Annotated in this window: 13 protein-coding genes; 9 read left to right on the top strand and 4 right to left on the bottom strand. The window is 71.9% G+C overall.

Annotation, left to right across the window (positions count from 1 at the left end):
- The 9 genes from nusA (at position 1) to ACOKM3_RS13680 (ending at position 12,364) form a co-directional block, all read left to right on the top strand.
- Entirely contained in the window at positions 1 to 1,011 is a 1,011-nt protein-coding gene (gene nusA / locus ACOKM3_RS13720; RefSeq protein WP_426900310.1) for a transcription termination factor NusA, read from the top strand.
- A gap of 101 nt (positions 1,012 to 1,112) precedes the next feature.
- Positions 1,113 to 1,391, top strand: coding sequence for a YlxR family protein (locus ACOKM3_RS13715; RefSeq protein ID WP_426900308.1), 279 nt, complete (start codon positions 1,113 to 1,115; stop codon positions 1,389 to 1,391).
- A gap of 146 nt (positions 1,392 to 1,537) precedes the next feature.
- Positions 1,538 to 4,636, top strand: coding sequence for a translation initiation factor IF-2 (gene infB / locus ACOKM3_RS13710; RefSeq protein WP_426900306.1), 3,099 nt, complete (start codon positions 1,538 to 1,540; stop codon positions 4,634 to 4,636).
- A gap of 136 nt (positions 4,637 to 4,772) precedes the next feature.
- Positions 4,773 to 5,066: a DUF503 domain-containing protein gene (locus ACOKM3_RS13705; RefSeq protein WP_426900304.1), complete on the top strand. Its 294-nt coding sequence runs from the start codon at positions 4,773 to 4,775 to the stop codon at positions 5,064 to 5,066.
- Between the two features lie 48 nt (positions 5,067 to 5,114).
- The gene (gene rbfA, locus ACOKM3_RS13700) at positions 5,115 to 5,585 is read left to right on the top strand and encodes a 30S ribosome-binding factor RbfA (RefSeq protein ID WP_426900303.1); all 471 of its coding nucleotides are present in this window, start codon (positions 5,115 to 5,117) and stop codon (positions 5,583 to 5,585) included.
- 2 nt (positions 5,586 to 5,587) lie between these two features.
- The gene (gene truB, locus ACOKM3_RS13695) at positions 5,588 to 6,493 is read left to right on the top strand and encodes a tRNA pseudouridine(55) synthase TruB (RefSeq protein ID WP_426900301.1); all 906 of its coding nucleotides are present in this window, start codon (positions 5,588 to 5,590) and stop codon (positions 6,491 to 6,493) included.
- 238 nt (positions 6,494 to 6,731) lie between these two features.
- Positions 6,732 to 10,715, top strand: coding sequence for a serine protease (locus ACOKM3_RS13690; RefSeq protein WP_426900299.1), 3,984 nt, complete (start codon positions 6,732 to 6,734; stop codon positions 10,713 to 10,715).
- 120 nt (positions 10,716 to 10,835) lie between these two features.
- Positions 10,836 to 11,786, top strand: coding sequence for a bifunctional riboflavin kinase/FAD synthetase (locus ACOKM3_RS13685; RefSeq protein ID WP_426900298.1), 951 nt, complete (start codon positions 10,836 to 10,838; stop codon positions 11,784 to 11,786).
- A gap of 107 nt (positions 11,787 to 11,893) precedes the next feature.
- Complete coding sequence (locus ACOKM3_RS13680) at positions 11,894 to 12,364, top strand: carboxymuconolactone decarboxylase family protein (protein ID WP_426900296.1); 471 nt, start codon at positions 11,894 to 11,896, stop codon at positions 12,362 to 12,364.
- 77 nt (positions 12,365 to 12,441) lie between these two features.
- On the opposite strand, the gene ACOKM3_RS13675 is transcribed toward ACOKM3_RS13680, so the two are convergent.
- From ACOKM3_RS13675 to ACOKM3_RS13660, 4 genes are read right to left on the bottom strand one after another with little or no spacing between them, the layout of a single operon-like run.
- Positions 12,442 to 13,458, bottom strand: coding sequence for an ABC transporter ATP-binding protein (locus tag ACOKM3_RS13675; protein WP_426900294.1), 1,017 nt, complete (start codon positions 13,456 to 13,458; stop codon positions 12,442 to 12,444).
- Positions 13,455 to 14,450 (bottom strand): ABC transporter ATP-binding protein, encoded by a 996-nt coding sequence (locus ACOKM3_RS13670; protein ID WP_426900292.1) that lies wholly within the window; start codon positions 14,448 to 14,450, stop codon positions 13,455 to 13,457. The genes ACOKM3_RS13675 and ACOKM3_RS13670 overlap by 4 nt, the downstream gene beginning before the upstream one ends.
- Complete coding sequence (locus tag ACOKM3_RS13665; RefSeq protein ID WP_426900291.1) at positions 14,447 to 15,394, bottom strand: ABC transporter permease; 948 nt, start codon at positions 15,392 to 15,394, stop codon at positions 14,447 to 14,449. Before ACOKM3_RS13665 ends, ACOKM3_RS13670 begins: the two co-directional genes overlap by 4 nt.
- Entirely contained in the window at positions 15,391 to 16,476 is a 1,086-nt protein-coding gene (locus ACOKM3_RS13660; RefSeq protein WP_426900289.1) for an ABC transporter permease, read from the bottom strand. Before ACOKM3_RS13660 ends, ACOKM3_RS13665 begins: the two co-directional genes overlap by 4 nt.
- Positions 16,477 to 16,513 lie beyond the last annotated feature (37 nt).

The raw sequence follows: 16,513 nt of genomic DNA, 5'->3' as shown, positions 1-16,513 counted from the left end.
GTGGACATCGACATGAGTGCCCTGCGTGGGCTGGTCCGGGAGAAGGAGATCTCCTTCGATCTGCTGGTCGAAGCGATCGAGTCGGCTCTCCTCATCGCCTACCACCGCACCGACGGAAGCTTCCGCCACGCGCGCGTACGGCTCGACCGCGACAGCGGCCACGTCACGGTCTGGGCGAAGGAGGACCCGTCGGACCTCGAAGAGGGCCAGGAGCCCAAGGAGTTCGACGACACCCCCTCCGACTTCGGCCGGATCGCCGCCACGACCGCGAAGCAGGTCATCCTGCAGCGGCTGCGCGACGCCGAGGACGACGCGACGCTCGGCGAGTACGCGGGCCGCGAGGGCGACATCGTGATGGGCCAGGTCCAGCAGGGCCGCGACCCGAAGAACGTGCTGGTCGACATCGGCAAGCTGGAAGCCATCCTGCCGGTGCAGGAGCAGGTCCCCGGCGAGGAGTACCCGCACGGCCTGCGCCTGCGCTCGTACGTCGTGCGCGTCGCCAAGGGCGTCCGAGGCCCCTCCGTGACCCTGTCCCGTACGCACCCGAACCTCGTGAAGAAGCTCTTCTCGCTCGAGGTCCCGGAGATCGCCGACGGCAGCGTCGAGATCTGCGCCATCGCCCGCGAGGCCGGCCACCGTACGAAGATCGCCGTGCGCTCCACCCGGAGCGGGCTCAACGCCAAGGGCGCCTGCATCGGCCCGATGGGCGGCCGTGTGCGCAATGTCATGGGCGAGCTCAACGGCGAGAAGATCGACATCGTCGACTGGTCCGAGGACCCGGCCGAGATGGTGGCCAACGCGCTGTCCCCGGCCCGTGTCTCGAAGGTCGAGATCGTGGACCTCGCGGCCCGCTCGGCCCGCGTGACCGTGCCCGACTACCAGCTCTCCCTCGCCATCGGCAAGGAGGGGCAGAACGCCCGGCTCGCGGCCCGGCTCACCGGCTGGCGCATCGACATCCGCCCGGACACCGAGCAGGCCGACGCCCCCGAGGGTGCTCCCGAAGGGGAATAAATCCGAGCGCTCGGCGCTTGGATCACGACAGTATGTGACGAGCCAACCGTTCGATCTTTGCCCCAAAGGGGTGAGGTCGGTACGGGGAGGTAGACTTAACCGTGTCTGGTCGGACGCATGCCCGCGCATGCCCTGAGCGAACCTGCGTGGGATGCCGGGAGCGAGCGGCCAAGAGCGAACTGCTGCGGATCGTGGTGATCGAGGGACAGTGCGTCCCCGATGATCGCGGTACGCTGCCCGGCCGGGGTGCTTACGTGCATCCCGCCCTGGCCTGTCTTGACCTGGCGGTCCGCCGCCGGGCGTTTCAGAGGGCTTATCGGGCCCCTGGACCGTTCGACACGGAGGCCCTGCGTCACCGCGTCGAGCAGGCGACACCGTAAGAAGCGCCGTGCGGAACCCCCGTGCGGCCCTGGTACCCCGCGAGTTGGAAGTAGGTCGAGATTGCGATGAGCACTCGATGAGCACGCGATGAGTACGCCCATGAAGTAGCGACGGTCCGGCGTAACCCGGACCTAAAAGGAGCGAAGTGGCTAAGGTCCGGGTATACGAACTCGCCAAGGAGTTCGGCGTAGAGAGCAAGGTCGTCATGGCCAAGCTCCAAGAACTCGGTGAATTCGTACGTTCGGCGTCCTCGACCATCGAGGCGCCGGTTGTACGCAAGTTGACTGACGCCCTGAATCAGGGCACCAACGGCGCGGCCAAGAAGCCCGCCGCCAAGAAGGACGCGCCCGCGAAGCCCGCGGCGCCGCGTCCCACCCCCTCTCCCGCGCAGGCCGCCAAGCCTGCCGCCCCGCGTCCGGGCCCGGCTGCGCCGAAGCCCGCCGCCGCGGAGAAGCCCGCTGCGGAGAAGCCCGCCGCCCCGGCCGCTCCGGCGACCCCGGGTCCGCGGCCGACGCCCGGCCCGAAGCCGGCCCCGAAGCCCGCTTCCCCGGCGCCCAGCACGCCGGAGTTCCAGGCTCCCGCCGCTTCGCAGGCCCCCGCGGCCCCGAAGCCCGGCGGCCAGTCCGCTCCGCGTCCCGGCGCCCCGAAGCCCGGTGGCCGTCCGGCCCCCGGTCAGGACCGTGGCCAGGGCCAGGGTGGCCAGCGCGGTGACCGTGGCGACCGTCAGGGCGCCCCGCGTCCCGGCGGCCAGGGTCAGCGTCCCGGTGGCGCCCGTCCCTCGGGCCCGCGTCCGGGCAACAACCCCTTCACCTCTGGTGGCTCCACCGGCATGGCGCGCCCGCAGGCGCCCCGTCCGGGTGGCGCCCCGCGTCCCGGCGGCCAGGGTGCCCCGGGCGGTCCGCGCCCGCAGGGTGGCGGCCAGGGTGGCCCCCGTCCGCAGGGTCAGGGCGGCAACCGTCCGAGCCCGGGCAACATGCCCCGTCCGCAGGCCGGCGGCGCCGGTGCGGCCGGTCCGCGTCCCGGTGGCGGCGGCGGTAACCGTCCGAACCCCGGCATGATGCCGCAGCGTCCCGCCGCGGGCCCGCGTCCGGGTCCCGGTGGCGGCGGCGGTCGCGGTGGTCCCGGCGGCGGTCGTCCGGGCGGCGGCGGTGGCGGTCGTCCCGGCTTCGCCGGTCGTCCCGGCGGTCCCGGTGGCGGTGGCGGCGGCTTCGCCGGTCGTCCCGGTGGTCCGGGTGGCGGCGGTGGCGGTCGTCCTGGCGGCTTCGGTGGCCGTCCCGGTTTCGGTGGCCGTCCCGGTGGTCCGGGTGCCCGTGGTGGCACGCAGGGCGCCTTCGGCCGTCCCGGCGGTCCCGCGCGTCGCGGTCGCAAGTCGAAGCGGCAGAGGCGCCAGGAGTACGAGGCCATGCAGGCCCCGTCGGTCGGCGGTGTGATGCTGCCTCGCGGCAACGGCGCCACGGTGCGTCTGTCGCGCGGTGCCTCGCTCACCGACTTCGCGGAGAAGATCAACGCCAACCCGGCGTCGCTCGTCGCGGTCATGCTGAACCTCGGCGAGATGGTCACGGCCACGCAGTCCGTCTCCGACGAGACGCTGCAGCTTCTCGGCGACGAGATGAACTACTCGGTCGAGATCGTCTCCCCCGAGGAGGAGGACCGCGAGCTGCTCGAGTCCTTCGACATCGAGTTCGGTGAGGACGAGGGCGGCGAAGAGGCCCTCATGGCGCGTCCGCCGGTCGTGACCGTCATGGGTCACGTCGACCACGGTAAGACGCGACTGCTCGACGCGATCCGCAAGACCAACGTCATCGCGGGCGAGGCCGGCGGCATCACCCAGCACATCGGCGCCTACCAGGTGGGCACCGAGGTCAACGGTGAAGAGCGCGCGATCACCTTCATCGACACCCCGGGTCACGAGGCGTTCACCGCCATGCGTGCCCGTGGTGCGAAGTCGACCGACATCGCGATCCTCGTGGTCGCGGCCAACGACGGCGTGATGCCCCAGACGATCGAGGCGCTCAACCACGCCAAGGCCGCCGAGGTCCCGATCGTCGTCGCGGTCAACAAGATCGACGTCGAGGGTGCCGACCCGACCAAGGTGCGCGGTCAGCTGACCGAGTACGGCCTGGTGGCCGAGGAGTACGGCGGCGACACCATGTTCGTCGACATCTCCGCCAAGCAGGGCGAGAACATCGACTCCCTGCTCGAGGCCGTGGTCCTGACCGCGGACGCCTCGCTCGACCTGCGGGCCAACCCCGACCAGGACGCGCAGGGTATTGCGATCGAGGCCCACCTCGACAAGGGCCGCGGTGCCGTCGCGACCGTCCTCGTCCAGCGAGGCACGCTCCGTGTCGGCGACACGCTGGTCGCGGGCGACGCCTACGGCCGTGTCCGTGCCCTGCTCGACGACAAGGGCGAGAACGTGCAGGAGGCCGGTCCCTCGACCCCGGTCCTCGTGCTCGGTCTCACCAACGTCCCGGGCGCCGGCGACAACTTCCTGGTGGTGGACGAGGACCGTACGGCCCGTCAGATCGCCGAGAAGCGTGCCGCCCGCGAGCGGAACGCGGCCTTCGCCAAGCGCGTGCGCCGTGTCTCCCTCGAGGACCTGGACAAGGTGCTCAAGGCCGGCGAGGTCCAGCAGCTCAACCTCATCATCAAGGGTGACGCTTCTGGTTCCGTCGAGGCTCTCGAGTCCTCCCTGCTCCAGCTGGACGTCGGCGAAGAGGTCGACATCCGCGTCCTGCACCGCGGTGTCGGTGCGGTCACGGAGTCGGACATCGACCTGGCCATGGGCTCGGACGCCATCGTCATCGGCTTCAACGTCCGTGCGGCCGGTCGTGCCGCGCAGATGGCCGAGCGCGAGGGTGTCGACGTCCGGTACTACTCGGTGATCTACCAGGCCATCGAGGAGATCGAGGCGGCCCTCAAGGGCATGCTCAAGCCGGAGTACGAGGAGGTCGAGCTCGGCACGGCGGAGATCCGCGAGGTCTTCAAGTCGTCCAAGCTGGGCAACATCGCGGGTGTTCTCATCCGCTCCGGCGAGGTCAAGCGCAACACGAAGGCCCGGCTCGTCCGCGACGGCAAGGTCATCGCGGAGGACCTCAACATCCAGGGCCTGCGTCGCTTCAAGGACGACGTCACCGAGATCCGCGAAGGGTTCGAGGGCGGTATCAACCTCGGCAACTTCAACGACATCAAGGTCGACGACGTCATCGCGACGTACGAGATGCGCGAGAAGCCGCGCGTCTGAGCTTGATACGCGACTGGGGCCGGTCGACGGGACTTATTTCCGTCGATCGGCCCCGGCCGTTGCGTGTACCGTTCCCGTATCGGTGGCCGGAAGCGGTCGCCATACGACCCCGGACCGGCGGGACATCCGGACACACATGTATGTGGGGACTCTGTCCTTCGACCTGCTCCTCGGCGACGTCCACTCGCTGAAGGAGAAGCGCTCCCTCGTCCGTCCGATCGTGGCCGAGCTGCACCGCAAGTACGCGGTGAGCGTCGCGGAGACGGGCAACCAGAACCTCCACCGCAGGGCCGAGATCGGGCTCGCGGTGGTTTCCGGGGACACCGGCCACCTGACCGACGTACTGGACCGCTGTGAGCGGCTCGTCGCCGGACGGCCCGAGGTGGAACTGCTCTCGGTTCGGCGCAGGCTCCATGGCAGCGACGACTGACGCAGACTGAAGCAACAAGCACGTAAGCACTTAAAAGGAGACGGACCAGTGGCCGACAACGCGCGCGCCAAGAGGCTGGCGGACCTCATTCGAGAGGTGGTGGCCCAGAAGCTGCAGCGTGGGATCAAGGACCCGCGGCTCGGCTCCCACATCACCATCACGGACACCCGTGTGACGGGCGACCTCCGGGAAGCCACCGTCTTCTACACGGTGTACGGGGGCGACGAGGAGCGGGCCGAGGCGGCCGCCGGTCTGGAGAGCGCCAAGGGCATCCTGCGTTCGGCGGTCGGTCAGGCGGCCGGTGTGAAGTTCACGCCGACCCTGGCCTTCGTCGCGGACGCCCTGCCGGAGAACGCCCGCACCATCGAGGACCTCCTCGACCGGGCCCGGCAGTCCGACGAGAAGGTGCGCGAGGCCTCCGCCGGCGCCGATTTCGCCGGTGGCGCGGACCCGTACCGGAAGCCCGAGGACGGCGACGAGGACACGGCCGACGCCTCCGAGAAGGACGGCGAAGCCTGAGAATGTCCGACCGCACCCCTCCGCCCGACGGCCTTGTCATTGTCGACAAGCCGTCGGGCTTCACTTCGCACGACGTCGTGGCCAAGATGCGCGGGATCGCCAAGACCCGCAAGGTCGGCCACGCGGGCACCCTCGACCCGATGGCGACGGGTGTGCTCGTGCTCGGCGTCGAGCGCGCCACCAAGCTCCTCGGCCACCTCGCGCTGACCGAGAAGGAGTACCTGGGCACGATCAGGCTCGGGCAGAACACGCTCACGGACGACGCGGAGGGCGAGCTCACCTCGTCCACCGACGCGTCCGGGGTCAAGCGCGAGGACATCGACGCGGGCATCGCCGAGCTGAGCGGCGACATCATGCAGGTGCCGTCGAAGGTCAGCGCCATCAAGATCAACGGTGTCCGCAGCTACAAGCGGGCCCGAGAGGGCGAGGAGTTCGAGATCCCGGCGCGCCCGGTCAAGATCTCGTCCTTCGCCGTGTACGACGTCCGGGACGCGGTCGCCGAGGACGGCACGCCGGTCCTCGACCTGGTCGTGTCGGTCGTCTGCTCGTCCGGTACGTACATCAGGGCGCTCGCCCGTGACCTGGGCGCCGGGCTCGGTGTCGGCGGGCATCTGACGGCGCTGCGGCGCACGCGCGTCGGCCCGTACAAGCTCGACTCGGCGCGCACCCTGGACCAGCTCCAGGAGTCGCTGACCGTGATGCCGGTGGCCGAGGCGGCCGCCGCCGCGTTCCCGCGCTGGGACGTCGACGGGCGCCGCGGGAAGCTGCTGCTCAACGGTGTGCGCCTGGAAGTGCCCGAGGAGTACGCGGGCGCGGGTCCCGTCGCCGTGTTCGGGCCCGACGGTCAGTTCCTCGCTCTGGTCGAGGAGTCCAAGGGGAAGGCGAAGAGCCTCGCCGTGTTCGGCTGAGCTCACGCCATGAATGTCGGTGGAGCGGCGGGTTCCGGTCTCTGGGTGGCCGCCGCTCCACGTCCCCCTCTCCAGGGTGTATCCAGCGCGCCCGTTCACTTCACCCTTTCGGGCGGGCGCTCGGAGTGAAGAGGGGGAGCGCAAGGGGGCGCGTTCGCCTGTGACGCTGTTCTGCTGATCACCGCGCGCCTACCGTCGAGGCACGGGGAGTGGCGGAGAACGGCGGGAGGGTCGCGTCATGGTGGACCCGCCGCTGGTACGGATCACCGATCTGGCCGGGCGGCCGCGCGGTGCGGGCTTCGCTGCGGACGACCGGGGGACGGTCGTCACGGGCCACGAGGTGGTGGGCGGGCTCGGGCGGCTGTTGGTGCACGGGCCCGGCGGTGCGACCTGTGTGGTGGAACCCGGGTCGATCGTCGAACTGCCCGAGGCGAACCTGGCGTTGCTGCGCACGGAGGGGCTCTCCGTGGTGCCGCTGCCGATCGCGGCGTCCGGAGCGCCGACGGCCGGGGCGTACGTCCGGATTCCCGCGGGCGGCTGGCGCGAGGCGCGCGTGCTGGGGCGCTCGCCGGTCGCGTACGTGGCCGGGGGCCGCAGTCACCTGTTGGACGGGGTCCTGGAGCTTGCCGTCGGTACGGACGGGGCGGATGCGTTGCGCGTCGGCGGTGGGGCCGCGGGCGGTCCTGTGCTCGACGCGCGTACCGGGGCGGTGGTCGCGGTGCTCGGTACGGCGCTGCGGGCCGGGCACCGGGCGGCCGGGTTCGCGGTGCCGCTGCGGGAGGTGGCCGCGGGCGCGGGCGGGCGGGGGCCGCTGGCCGAGCTGCTCGCGCGCAATGCCGCGACCGTGCCCGCGTACGGGGACGATCTGAATCTCGGTGGAGTGCTTCAGCTGGCCGGGATCTCGGTGGGCAGTGACGGGCCGGGGACGGACGGGCCCGAGCCGGTCGAACGGCCGGATGTGACACGGGAGTTGGAGGCCTTCACCTCGGGTGCGGGTGGCGAGGCGCGGGTGCTGGCCCTGGTCGGGGAGCCGGGGAGCGGGCGGACCACGGAACTCGCCGCGTTCGCCGGGCGCCGGGCCAAGGGGGACGGCGCCGCGCCCACGGTGTGGCTGCGGGGCGCGGACCTGAGCGAGGACGACGCGTCGGTCGCGCAGGCGGTGGGGCGGACGCTCGCGCGGGCGGGCCGGATCGTGGCGGCGTCGCGGGAGGAGGCGGTCGCGAGGGGCGTGGGGGACGTGGGGGATGTGTCCGCCGAGCGGATCGCCGAGGTCGCCCGGGAGGCCGGAAGGCCGCTCGTGCTGTTGCTCGACGGGCCGGAGGAGATGCCGCCCGTGCTCGCGCACCGGCTGAGCGCCTGGTCGCGGGGGACCGAGCGGTGGCTCGCGGCGTGCGGGGTGCGGTTGGTGGTGGCGTGCCGTGCCGAGTACTGGGAGCAGGCGGGCGCGCTCTTCGGCGGGGACGTGCTGTACGGGCCGGCGGCCGTGGGGCCGTCCGGGCTGCCTCCGTGCGTACGGATCGGGGACCTTTTGGGGGAGGCGGCTCGGCGGGCGCGGGAGCGGCTCGGCGTGCCGGAGGGGGCGCTCGCGGAGCGGGATGCCGGGCATCCGCTGTCGTTGCGGCTGCTGAGCGAGGTGCGGGCGGCGCTGCCCGGGAGTGTGGCCGGGTGCCCCGACCGGGACGAGATCTTCGGGGCGTATCTGGACCTGATGTGCCTGCGCGTGGCGGTCCGGCTTGCCGCGCCCTCCGGGGTACGGGGGAGTGGGGTGCGCAGGCTGGCGGCGCGGGTGGCCGGGCAGGTGCACGAGGCTGCGCGGCGCAGCCTTGGGCCGGGGCAGGGGGAGTTGGACCGGGAGTCGTTCGAGGAGCTGTTTCCGTGGGGGGCGCGGGACGGGGTGTCCGGGTGGGCGTCGGCGGTGCTCACGGAGGGGGTGCTGGTGCCGGCGGGGGGTGGGTTCCGGTTCGCGCACGAGGAGGTCGCGGACTGGATCCAGGGGATGCATTTGGATGTGGACGGGGCGTTGGAGGCGCTGGTGTTCCGGCGGCGGGGGGACGGGTTTCCTGTGCCGCGGCATCGGGCGGGGCCCGTGGTGCGGGCGTTGCTCTTGATCGAGCGGCAACAGGGGTGTGCGGAACTGGACCTTCGGTTGCGGGAGTTGTTGCGGTGGGTGGGGGCGGGTTGCGCCGGGGGGCGGGTGGCTGGGACGGGGTCGGGCCTTGACGCGGGTGCGGCCTGCGCCGGGGAGGGTTTTGCTGCGACGGGGTCGGCGCCTGAGGTGGGTGCGGCCTGCACCGGGGAGTGGGTGGCTGCGACGGGGTCGGGCCCTGACGCGGGTGCGGCCTGCGCCGGGGAGGGTTTTGCTGCGACGGGGTCGGCCCCTGACGTGAGTGCGGCCCGCACCGGGGGCCGCCTTGCCCACCCTGCCGCCCAAGGCGGCAGATTGCCCAAGTCGGTGGCGGCCGACCGCAATGGGTGGGGAGCCGGGGTTGGTGGCGGGCCCGAGGCGGGTGGCGTTGATCGTTCTGGGTGGGGAGTCGGGGTTGGTGGTGAGGTGCTCGAGGCAGGGCGTGGAAGCTCGGAGGGCCGGAGCCCCCGGAGGGGGCGGGCGGGTGGGAGATGGGCGGGGGAGCCCGAGGCGGAGCAGGGGCGTCCCTCGTGGGTGGGGGACGTCGAGCCACGGGGGCGGGGTGGCCGGGCAAATCAAGCCCCTGCGGCGATTGAGCAGCGGGGTCCGGGGCGGAGCCCCGGGGCGTGGGAGGAAGGTGGGCAGGGTGGCCCCGGGGGCCGGGGCTGCGACGGGGTGTCCGCGGAGGCGGAGTGGTGGGGGAGGGAGTTGGTGGGGGAGGTGTTGGGGCGGGTGGTGGATGCGGGGGCGTACCCAAGGGTGCTTGAGGCGCTCGCTGAGGGAGGCCGGTTCGGTGGGGCGTTCTGGATGCGGGTCGCCGTGGACGACGACACCCGGTTCGAGCTCCTGCGGCGGGCCGTCGTGCATGACGGGGGTGAGGTCGGAGGGCGGTGTCTGGATGTCGTCGCCGAGGCGCTCGTCGGCGAGCCGTGGCGTGTGCAGCGGAGGTTGACGCGGTGGTTCGATGATGAGCGGGCGTTGCCCGCTCTGCCCGATGCCACCGTCGCCGACGCCGCTCAGGCCCTGCTCCACACCCACCGCCACCGCGACCCCGACGGCCTGGTCGAGGCCCTCGTCGAGTGCGCTCACCCGCGCGCCGACGAACTGCTGGCCATCCTGGTCGAGGAGGAGCCGTCCGCCCTGTGCCGGGCGGTCGAGCGGTGGGCCCATGAGGAGCAGCCCGATCGGCGCGCCGCTGCCGCCGTGTACGGCGTGCGGGTCGCGCCGCGGGTAGGCGATGCCGCGGACCGCGAGCTGCTGCGCGATGCCGCGCTCGCGTTGCTTGAGGGACCCGACCGCGCGCTGCACGGCGCCGCGCTCCACCTCCTCGTACGGGACCCGGACTCCCGTCCTGCGTACCTGGCGCGCGCGCTCGAGCGTTTCGTGGCGGGCGACGCGCAGCCGCCCGCCGAGGCGCTCGCCCTGGCCGTGGACACCCACCCGGAACCCGTGCTCGCGGCGTTCCAGGCGCGGCTGCGGGAGCCGGGACCCGGTCTCGGCGACATCGTGCGGACCCTCGCCGAGCTGACCGAACCCGCCCACGCCCGCCGCGCCGCCGCCCTCGTGAGGGAACTCGCGGAGGACTGGCCGGATGCCGCGGCCGGCCACGTGGCGACGTTCGTCGACCGGTGCCTCGAGCACGGGGACGGCACACGGGCCGTGATGTACCCGCTGGTCGTGGGCCTCGTGTCGGAGCGGCCCCCGGTCGTGCGCAGCGCCCTGACGCGGGTGCTCGCCGCGCCCGGCACGACCGCGTCGCGCGCACTGCGGGCCGAGCTGCTCGACGTACTGCTGGAAGAGGAGCGGGACCCCGTCGTGCTCGACGCGCTGCTGTGCGCCGCCGCGCGGGACGCGGCACGGCGCGGGCCGGCCAGGACGCGGGACCTGGTGCACCGGACGGGCATGCTGCTGGTGCGTACACCGGAAGGCGCGGCCCGCTTCGACCGGCTGCTCGTGGAGCTCGCGCGGTCCGTGCCCGGCTTCGCGGGCCTGGTGGCGCGATGGCTCGCACAGGCGCCCCGGGAGTGGGCGGCGCTCGTCGGCCCGAGCTCCCGGCGCATGATCGAGAACGTGGCCGGGGTGCGGGTGCCGGCATAGCGCCGCGGCCCGCCCGATGCGAAGCGCGGGCGGGCGGCATGGCACTCTTAGACCTGCGTATCCGGTAGAGAGACGCAAGGTTCCAAACGGTCGGACACAGGTTTGCGAGGGGCAATCACCGTGCAGCGCTGGCGTGGCTTGGAGGACATCCCCCAGGACTGGGGGCGCAGCGTCGTCACCATCGGCTCCTACGACGGGGTGCATCGCGGGCACCAGTTGATCATCGGGCGGGCCGTGGAGCGGGCGCGTGAGCTCGGCATCCCGGCCGTCGTGGTCACCTTCGACCCGCACCCCAGCGAGGTCGTGCGCCCGGGCTCGCACCCGCCGCTGCTCGCCCCGCACCACCGGCGCGCCGAACTGATGGCCGAGCTGGGTGTGGACGCGGTGCTGATCCTGCCGTTCACCACCGAGTTCTCGAAGCTGTCGCCCGCCGACTTCGTGGCGAAGGTGCTCGTCGACAAGCTGCACGCGCGCGTGGTCGTCGAGGGCCCCAACTTCCGCTTCGGCCACAAGGCCGCGGGCAATGTCGACTTCCTGGCCGAGCAGGGACAGACGTACGACTTTGAAGTCGAGGTCGTGGATCTGTACGTCAGCGGGTCTGCCGGGGGCGGTCAGCCGTTCTCGTCCACGCTGACCCGGCGGCTCGTCGCCGAGGGCGATGTGGTGGGCGCCGCCGAGATCCTCGGCCGTCCGCACCGCGTCGAGGGCGTCGTCGTGCGCGGCGCGCAGCGCGGGCGTGAGCTGGGCTTCCCGACCGCCAACGTGGAGACGCTCCCGCACACCGCGATCCCGGCCGACGGGGTCTACGCGGGGTGGCTGTACGTGAACGACGAGGCGATGCCCGCGGCGATCTCCGTGGGCACGAACCCGCAGTTCGACGGGACGGAGCGGACGGTCGAGGCGTACGCCATCGACCGCGTCGGCCTCGATCTGTACGGGCTGCACGTGGCCGTGGAGTTCGTGGCGTTCGTGCGCGGCATGGCCAAGTTCGAGTCGCTGGACGAGCTCGTCGCCGCGATCGCGGACGACGTGAAGCGCTCGCGTGAGCTCGTCGAGGCGTCCAAGGCCTGACCCGCCCCCCCCGCGTGGCGCGGGTCACATTCGGGTGTGTCACATCGGGGCGGGGCGCTCCGTCGTAGTGGTGTCACCACTTATGACGGAGCGCGAAGGAGCCCCTCATGGAACCGCGACTCGACCTCTTCACCAACCCGGTCATCGGCAAGATGCTCAAGCACGTCATCGCGGCGGGCCGGGCCGCCGAGGGCTCGGGCGTCCCGACGTCGACGCTGAACCTGGTCATGATCAGGGCCAGCCAGATCAACGGCTGCTCGGGCTGTCTGGACATGCACGTCAAGGACGCCGCCGAGGCCGGTGAGACGGCGGTCCGGCTCGCCCTGGTCGCCGCCTGGCGCGAGGCCAAGGTCTTCAACGAGGCCGAGAAGGCCGCCCTGGAGCTGGCCGAGGCGGGCACCCGCATCGCGGACAGCGCCGGCGTCTCCGACGAGGTGTGGGAGAAGGCCGCCAAGCACTACGACGAGGCGCAGCTCGGCGCGCTGGTCGGCTGCATCGCCATGATCAACACGTTCAACCGGCTCAACGTGATGACCCAGCAGCCGGCGGGCGACTACGTGCCGGGCATGTACGGCTGAGGCTGACCCGTCGCGCGACACGCGTGAGGGCCCGGCTCCCTCTCCATGGAGCCGGGCCCTCACGTTTCCAGGCCGTACTACTCGGCCGCGGCCTTCGCCGCCGCCCAGTGGCACGCCACCTGCGATGTGGCCGCGCCCGTGAGCACCGGCAGATCCACCGTCCGGCAGGAGTCCGCGACCCCCGCCTCCTCCGCCCGGCCGTCCGCCAGGACCTGGCAGCGCGCGTGGAAGCGGCAGCCGCCCGGGATGCGGGACGGGTCCGGGGGCTCGCCCGTGAGGACCACCGGTTCGCCCGGTGCCTCCGGCAGGACCGACAACAGGGCCTGCGTGTACGGGTGTTGGGGCGAGGTCAGGACGTCCTCCACCTTGCCCGTCTCCACGATGCGGCCCAGGTACATCACCGCCACCCGGTCCGCGATGTTCCACGCGAGCCCGAGGTCGTGCGTGACCACGAGCGCCGACAGGCCCAACTCGTCCCGCAGGCGCAGCAGCAGGGCAAGGATCTCACCCCGTACGGACGCGTCCAGGGACGCCACCGGCTCGTCCGCGACGATCAGTTCCGGGTCGAGGACGAGCGCGCCCGCGATGACCACGCGCTGGCGCTGGCCGCCCGACAGCTCGTGCGGATAGCGCAGGAAGAAGCGCTCCGGAGGGCGAAGTCCCGCGCGGGACAGGGCGTTCGTGACCGCCTCGCGCTCGTCGCCCGCGTAGCCGTGGATGCGCAGGCCCTCGGCCACCGCGTCGTACACCGTGTGCCGCGGGTTCAGGGAGCCGCTCGGGTCCTGGAGGACCAACTGGACCCGCTTGCGGTACGACTTGAGCGCCTTCGAGGCGTACTCCAGCGGCTTGCCCGCGAACGTGACCTTGCCCGTCGTCGGCCTCTCCAGGCCGAGCAGGGTGCGCGCCAGGCTCGTCTTTCCGCAGCCGGACTCGCCGACGAGCGCCACGATCTCGCCCGGCGCGATGTCCAGGTCGACGCCGTCCACGGCCCGCGCCTCTGCGGCGCCGCGCCGGCCGGGGAACGTGACGTGCAACTGGTCGGCGCTGAGGAGGGTCTGCACAGAGCCGTCCGGCTTCTGCAGCGTTTCTGTCATGCCGTGGTGCTCCTTGCTTCGACTTCCGTCGCGGCGACCTCGTCGGATCCCACGTGGACGCACGCCGCCCGCCGCTCCGGGCCCGCGATCCGCAGCACCTGGTCCTCGCCCGCACACACGTCGAGCGCCACCGGGCAGCGCGGGTGGAACGTGCAGCCGGACGGCAGCGCCGACGGGTCCGGCGGGTCGCCGGGCAGGCCGCGCGGCGCGAACCGGGAGGCCGGGTCGCCGATGGTGGGGAACGCCGCGGACAGCGCCTTCGCGTAGGGGTGCACGGCCTCTTCGTAGACCTGGAGTGCCGGGCCCTCCTCGACGACGCGGCCCGCGTACATCACGGCGAGCCGGTCGCAGGTGTCGGAGAGGACCGCCAGGTCGTGGCTGATCATGATGAGGCCGAGGTTCTCCTCGGTCACCAACTGCTCGATCAGGCGCAGGATCTGGGCCTGGATCATCACGTCGAGGGCCGTCGTCGGCTCGTCGGCGATGATCAGTTCCGGCTCGCAGGCGAGCGCCATCGCGATCATCACGCGCTGGCGCTGGCCGCCGGAGAGCTCGTGCGGATAGGCGTTGGCGCGCGAGGCGGGGAGCCCCACGTGTTCGAGGAGTTCGCCGACCTTCTTCTTCGCGCCCTCCTGCGTCGCCTTCTTGTGCAGGAGGATCGGCTCGGCGATCTGGTCGCCGATGCGGTGCACCGCGTTGAGCGAGTGCATCGCGCCCTGGAAGACGATCGAGGCGCCCGCCCAGCGGACGGCCCTGACCTGGCCCCACTTCATGGTGAGGATGTCCTCGCCGTTCAGCAGGATCTCGCCGGTGACCTCGGCGTCCTTCGGGAGCAGCCGAAGGAGCGCGAGCGCCAGTGTGGACTTTCCGCAGCCGGACTCGCCCGCGATGCCGAGCTTCTGGCCCGCCTGAACGGACAGGTTCACGCCGCGGACGGCCTGCGCCCCGCCGGCGTACGTGACGGTGAGGTCCCTTACCTCGAGAAGGGTCATGAGCGCACCCCCAGCTTCGGGTTGAGGACGGATTCGACCGCGCGGCCGCACAGGGTGAAGGAGAGCGCGACGATCGCGATGGCGATGCCGGGTGGGGCCAGGTACCACCAGTCGCCGGCGCTGACCGCGCCGGCCTCACGCGCGTCCTGGAGCATGCCGCCCCAGGAGGTGACCGTCGGGTCGGACAGGCCGAGGAACGCGAGGGTCGCCTCGGTCAGGATCGCCGAGGAGATGATCATCGTGGTCTGGGCGAGGACCAGCGGCATCACGTTCGGCAGCACGTGCCGTGTCATGACGTGGCTGTGGCTGCCGCCGAGGGCCCGCGCGCGTTCGATGTACGGGCGCGCCTCGACCGAGAGGGTCTGGGCGCGCACCAGGCGTGCGGTCGTCGGCCAGGTCGTCACGCCGATCGCGATGATCACGGTCCACATCGAGCGGTCCATGACGGTCGCGAGCGCGATGGCCAGGACCAGCGTCGGCATCACCAGGAACCAGTCCGTGATCCGCATCAGAACGGTCGAGAACCAGCCGCGGAAGTGGCCAGCGACGATGCCGATGACGGTGCCGATCGCCACGCACAGGAACGCCGCGAGCAGACCCACGGTGAGCGAGACCCGCGCCCCGTACACGAGGAGGGCGAGCACGCTGCGGCCGAACTGGTCGGTGCCCAGCGGGAATTCGCCGCTCGGCCCCTCCAGCGGGCCGCCGGGCGCGTCGGTCACGCTCTGCGAGTCCGCGCCGACCAGGACCGGCGCGAGGATCGCGATGAGCGCGATGAGGATCAGCAGGCCGAGGCCCCACAGGCCGCTGCGGTGCGCGCGGTAGGACCGCCAGAAGCGGGCCAGGGACTGGCGCTTGCGGGCGCGCGCGAGGGAGCGCGCGCTGGGCGCCTTCGGTGTCTTCGGTTCCTTGGCAGGCGCGGTTTCGGTATCGGTCGTCGTCATCGGCCCACCCTCGGGTCGAGCAGCGGATAGAGGATGTCGGCGAGGGTGTTCGCGAGGATCACCGCGGTGGCGAAGACGAAGAACAGGCCCTGGACGAGCGGGAGATCGGGCACGGAAAGCGCCTGGTAGAAGAGGCCGCCGAGGCCCGGCCAGGAGAAGACCGTCTCGACGAGGATCTGCCCGGCGACCACGTGCCCGAGGTTCACGAACATCAGGGTGAACGTCGGCAGCATCGCGTTCGGCACCGCGTGCTTGCGGCGCACGAGGTCGTCCCGAAGTCCCTTGGCGCGCGCGGTCGTCAGATAGTCGCTGCCCATCTCGTCGAGCAGCGAGGAGCGCATGACGAGGAGCGTCTGCGCGTAGCCGACCGCGACCAGGGTGATCACCGGGAGGATCAGATGGTGCGCGACATCGAGGATGTACGCGAACCCGGTCTCGCCGCCCGATTCGAGGCCGCCCGTCGGGAACATGCCGGGGATCGGCCCGATGCCGACGGCGAAGACGATGATGAGGAGCAGGCCCAGCCAGAACGACGGGACCGAGTAGAGCGTCAGCGCGAAGGCCGTGTTGAAGCGGTCGCTGCGCGACCCGTTGCGCCACGCCGTGCGCGTGCCGAGCCAGATGCCGAGCGCCGAGTACAGGACGTACGCCGTGCCCGTGAGCAGCAGCGTGGCCGGGAGCGCGTCGACGATCTTGTCGATGACCGGGGTGTGGAACTGGAACGAGATCCCGAAGTCACCGGTGAGCGCGTCCCCGATGTACGACGTGAACTGCTTCCACATCGGCTGGTCGAGGCCGTACTGGTGGCGCAGGTTCTCGAGCTGCTCCGTGGAGACCTTGCGGCCGCCGGTCATCTGCTTGACCGGGTCGGACGGGATCAGCCGGAACAGGAAGAAGCTCGTGACGAGGACGGCGAAGAGCGAGACGATCGCGCCGCCGATCTTCGCAGCCGCGTACTGGACGTACGCCTTGGTGTTGCGGGCCCGGGGGCCGCGGGCGGCCGGCGGCGCCCCGGCCGAAGCCGGGTCGCCGTCCGTGCCGTCCGCGGGCTGCACGAGCGCCGGAGTGCTGTCAGCTGTCATGGTTCACATGTCTTCTTACTCGCGTAGCTGTGCGTCG

Source organism: Streptomyces nidicola (assembly GCF_050106155.1).
GTDB lineage: Bacteria > Actinomycetota > Actinomycetes > Streptomycetales > Streptomycetaceae > Streptomyces.
This window is presented reverse-complemented; position numbering and strand designations above follow the sequence as displayed.

Bases quoted from the DNA above. Each gene is read 5' to 3' on its own strand.
- ACOKM3_RS13705 (WP_426900304.1), top strand. From the start codon at position 4,773: ATGTATGTGGGGACTCTGTCCTTCGACCTGCTCCTCGGCGACGTCCAC.
- truB (WP_426900301.1), top strand. From the start codon at position 5,588: ATGTCCGACCGCACCCCTCCGCCCGACGGCCTTGTCATTGTCGACAAG.
- ACOKM3_RS13690 (WP_426900299.1), top strand. From the start codon at position 6,732: ATGGTGGACCCGCCGCTGGTACGGATCACCGATCTGGCCGGGCGGCCG.
- ACOKM3_RS13680 (WP_426900296.1), top strand. From the start codon at position 11,894: ATGGAACCGCGACTCGACCTCTTCACCAACCCGGTCATCGGCAAGATG.
- ACOKM3_RS13675 (WP_426900294.1), bottom strand. From the start codon at position 13,458: ATGACAGAAACGCTGCAGAAGCCGGACGGCTCTGTGCAGACCCTCCTC.
- ACOKM3_RS13670 (WP_426900292.1), bottom strand. From the start codon at position 14,450: ATGACCCTTCTCGAGGTAAGGGACCTCACCGTCACGTACGCCGGCGGG.
- ACOKM3_RS13665 (WP_426900291.1), bottom strand. From the start codon at position 15,394: ATGACGACGACCGATACCGAAACCGCGCCTGCCAAGGAACCGAAGACA.
- ACOKM3_RS13660 (WP_426900289.1), bottom strand. From the start codon at position 16,476: ATGACAGCTGACAGCACTCCGGCGCTCGTGCAGCCCGCGGACGGCACG.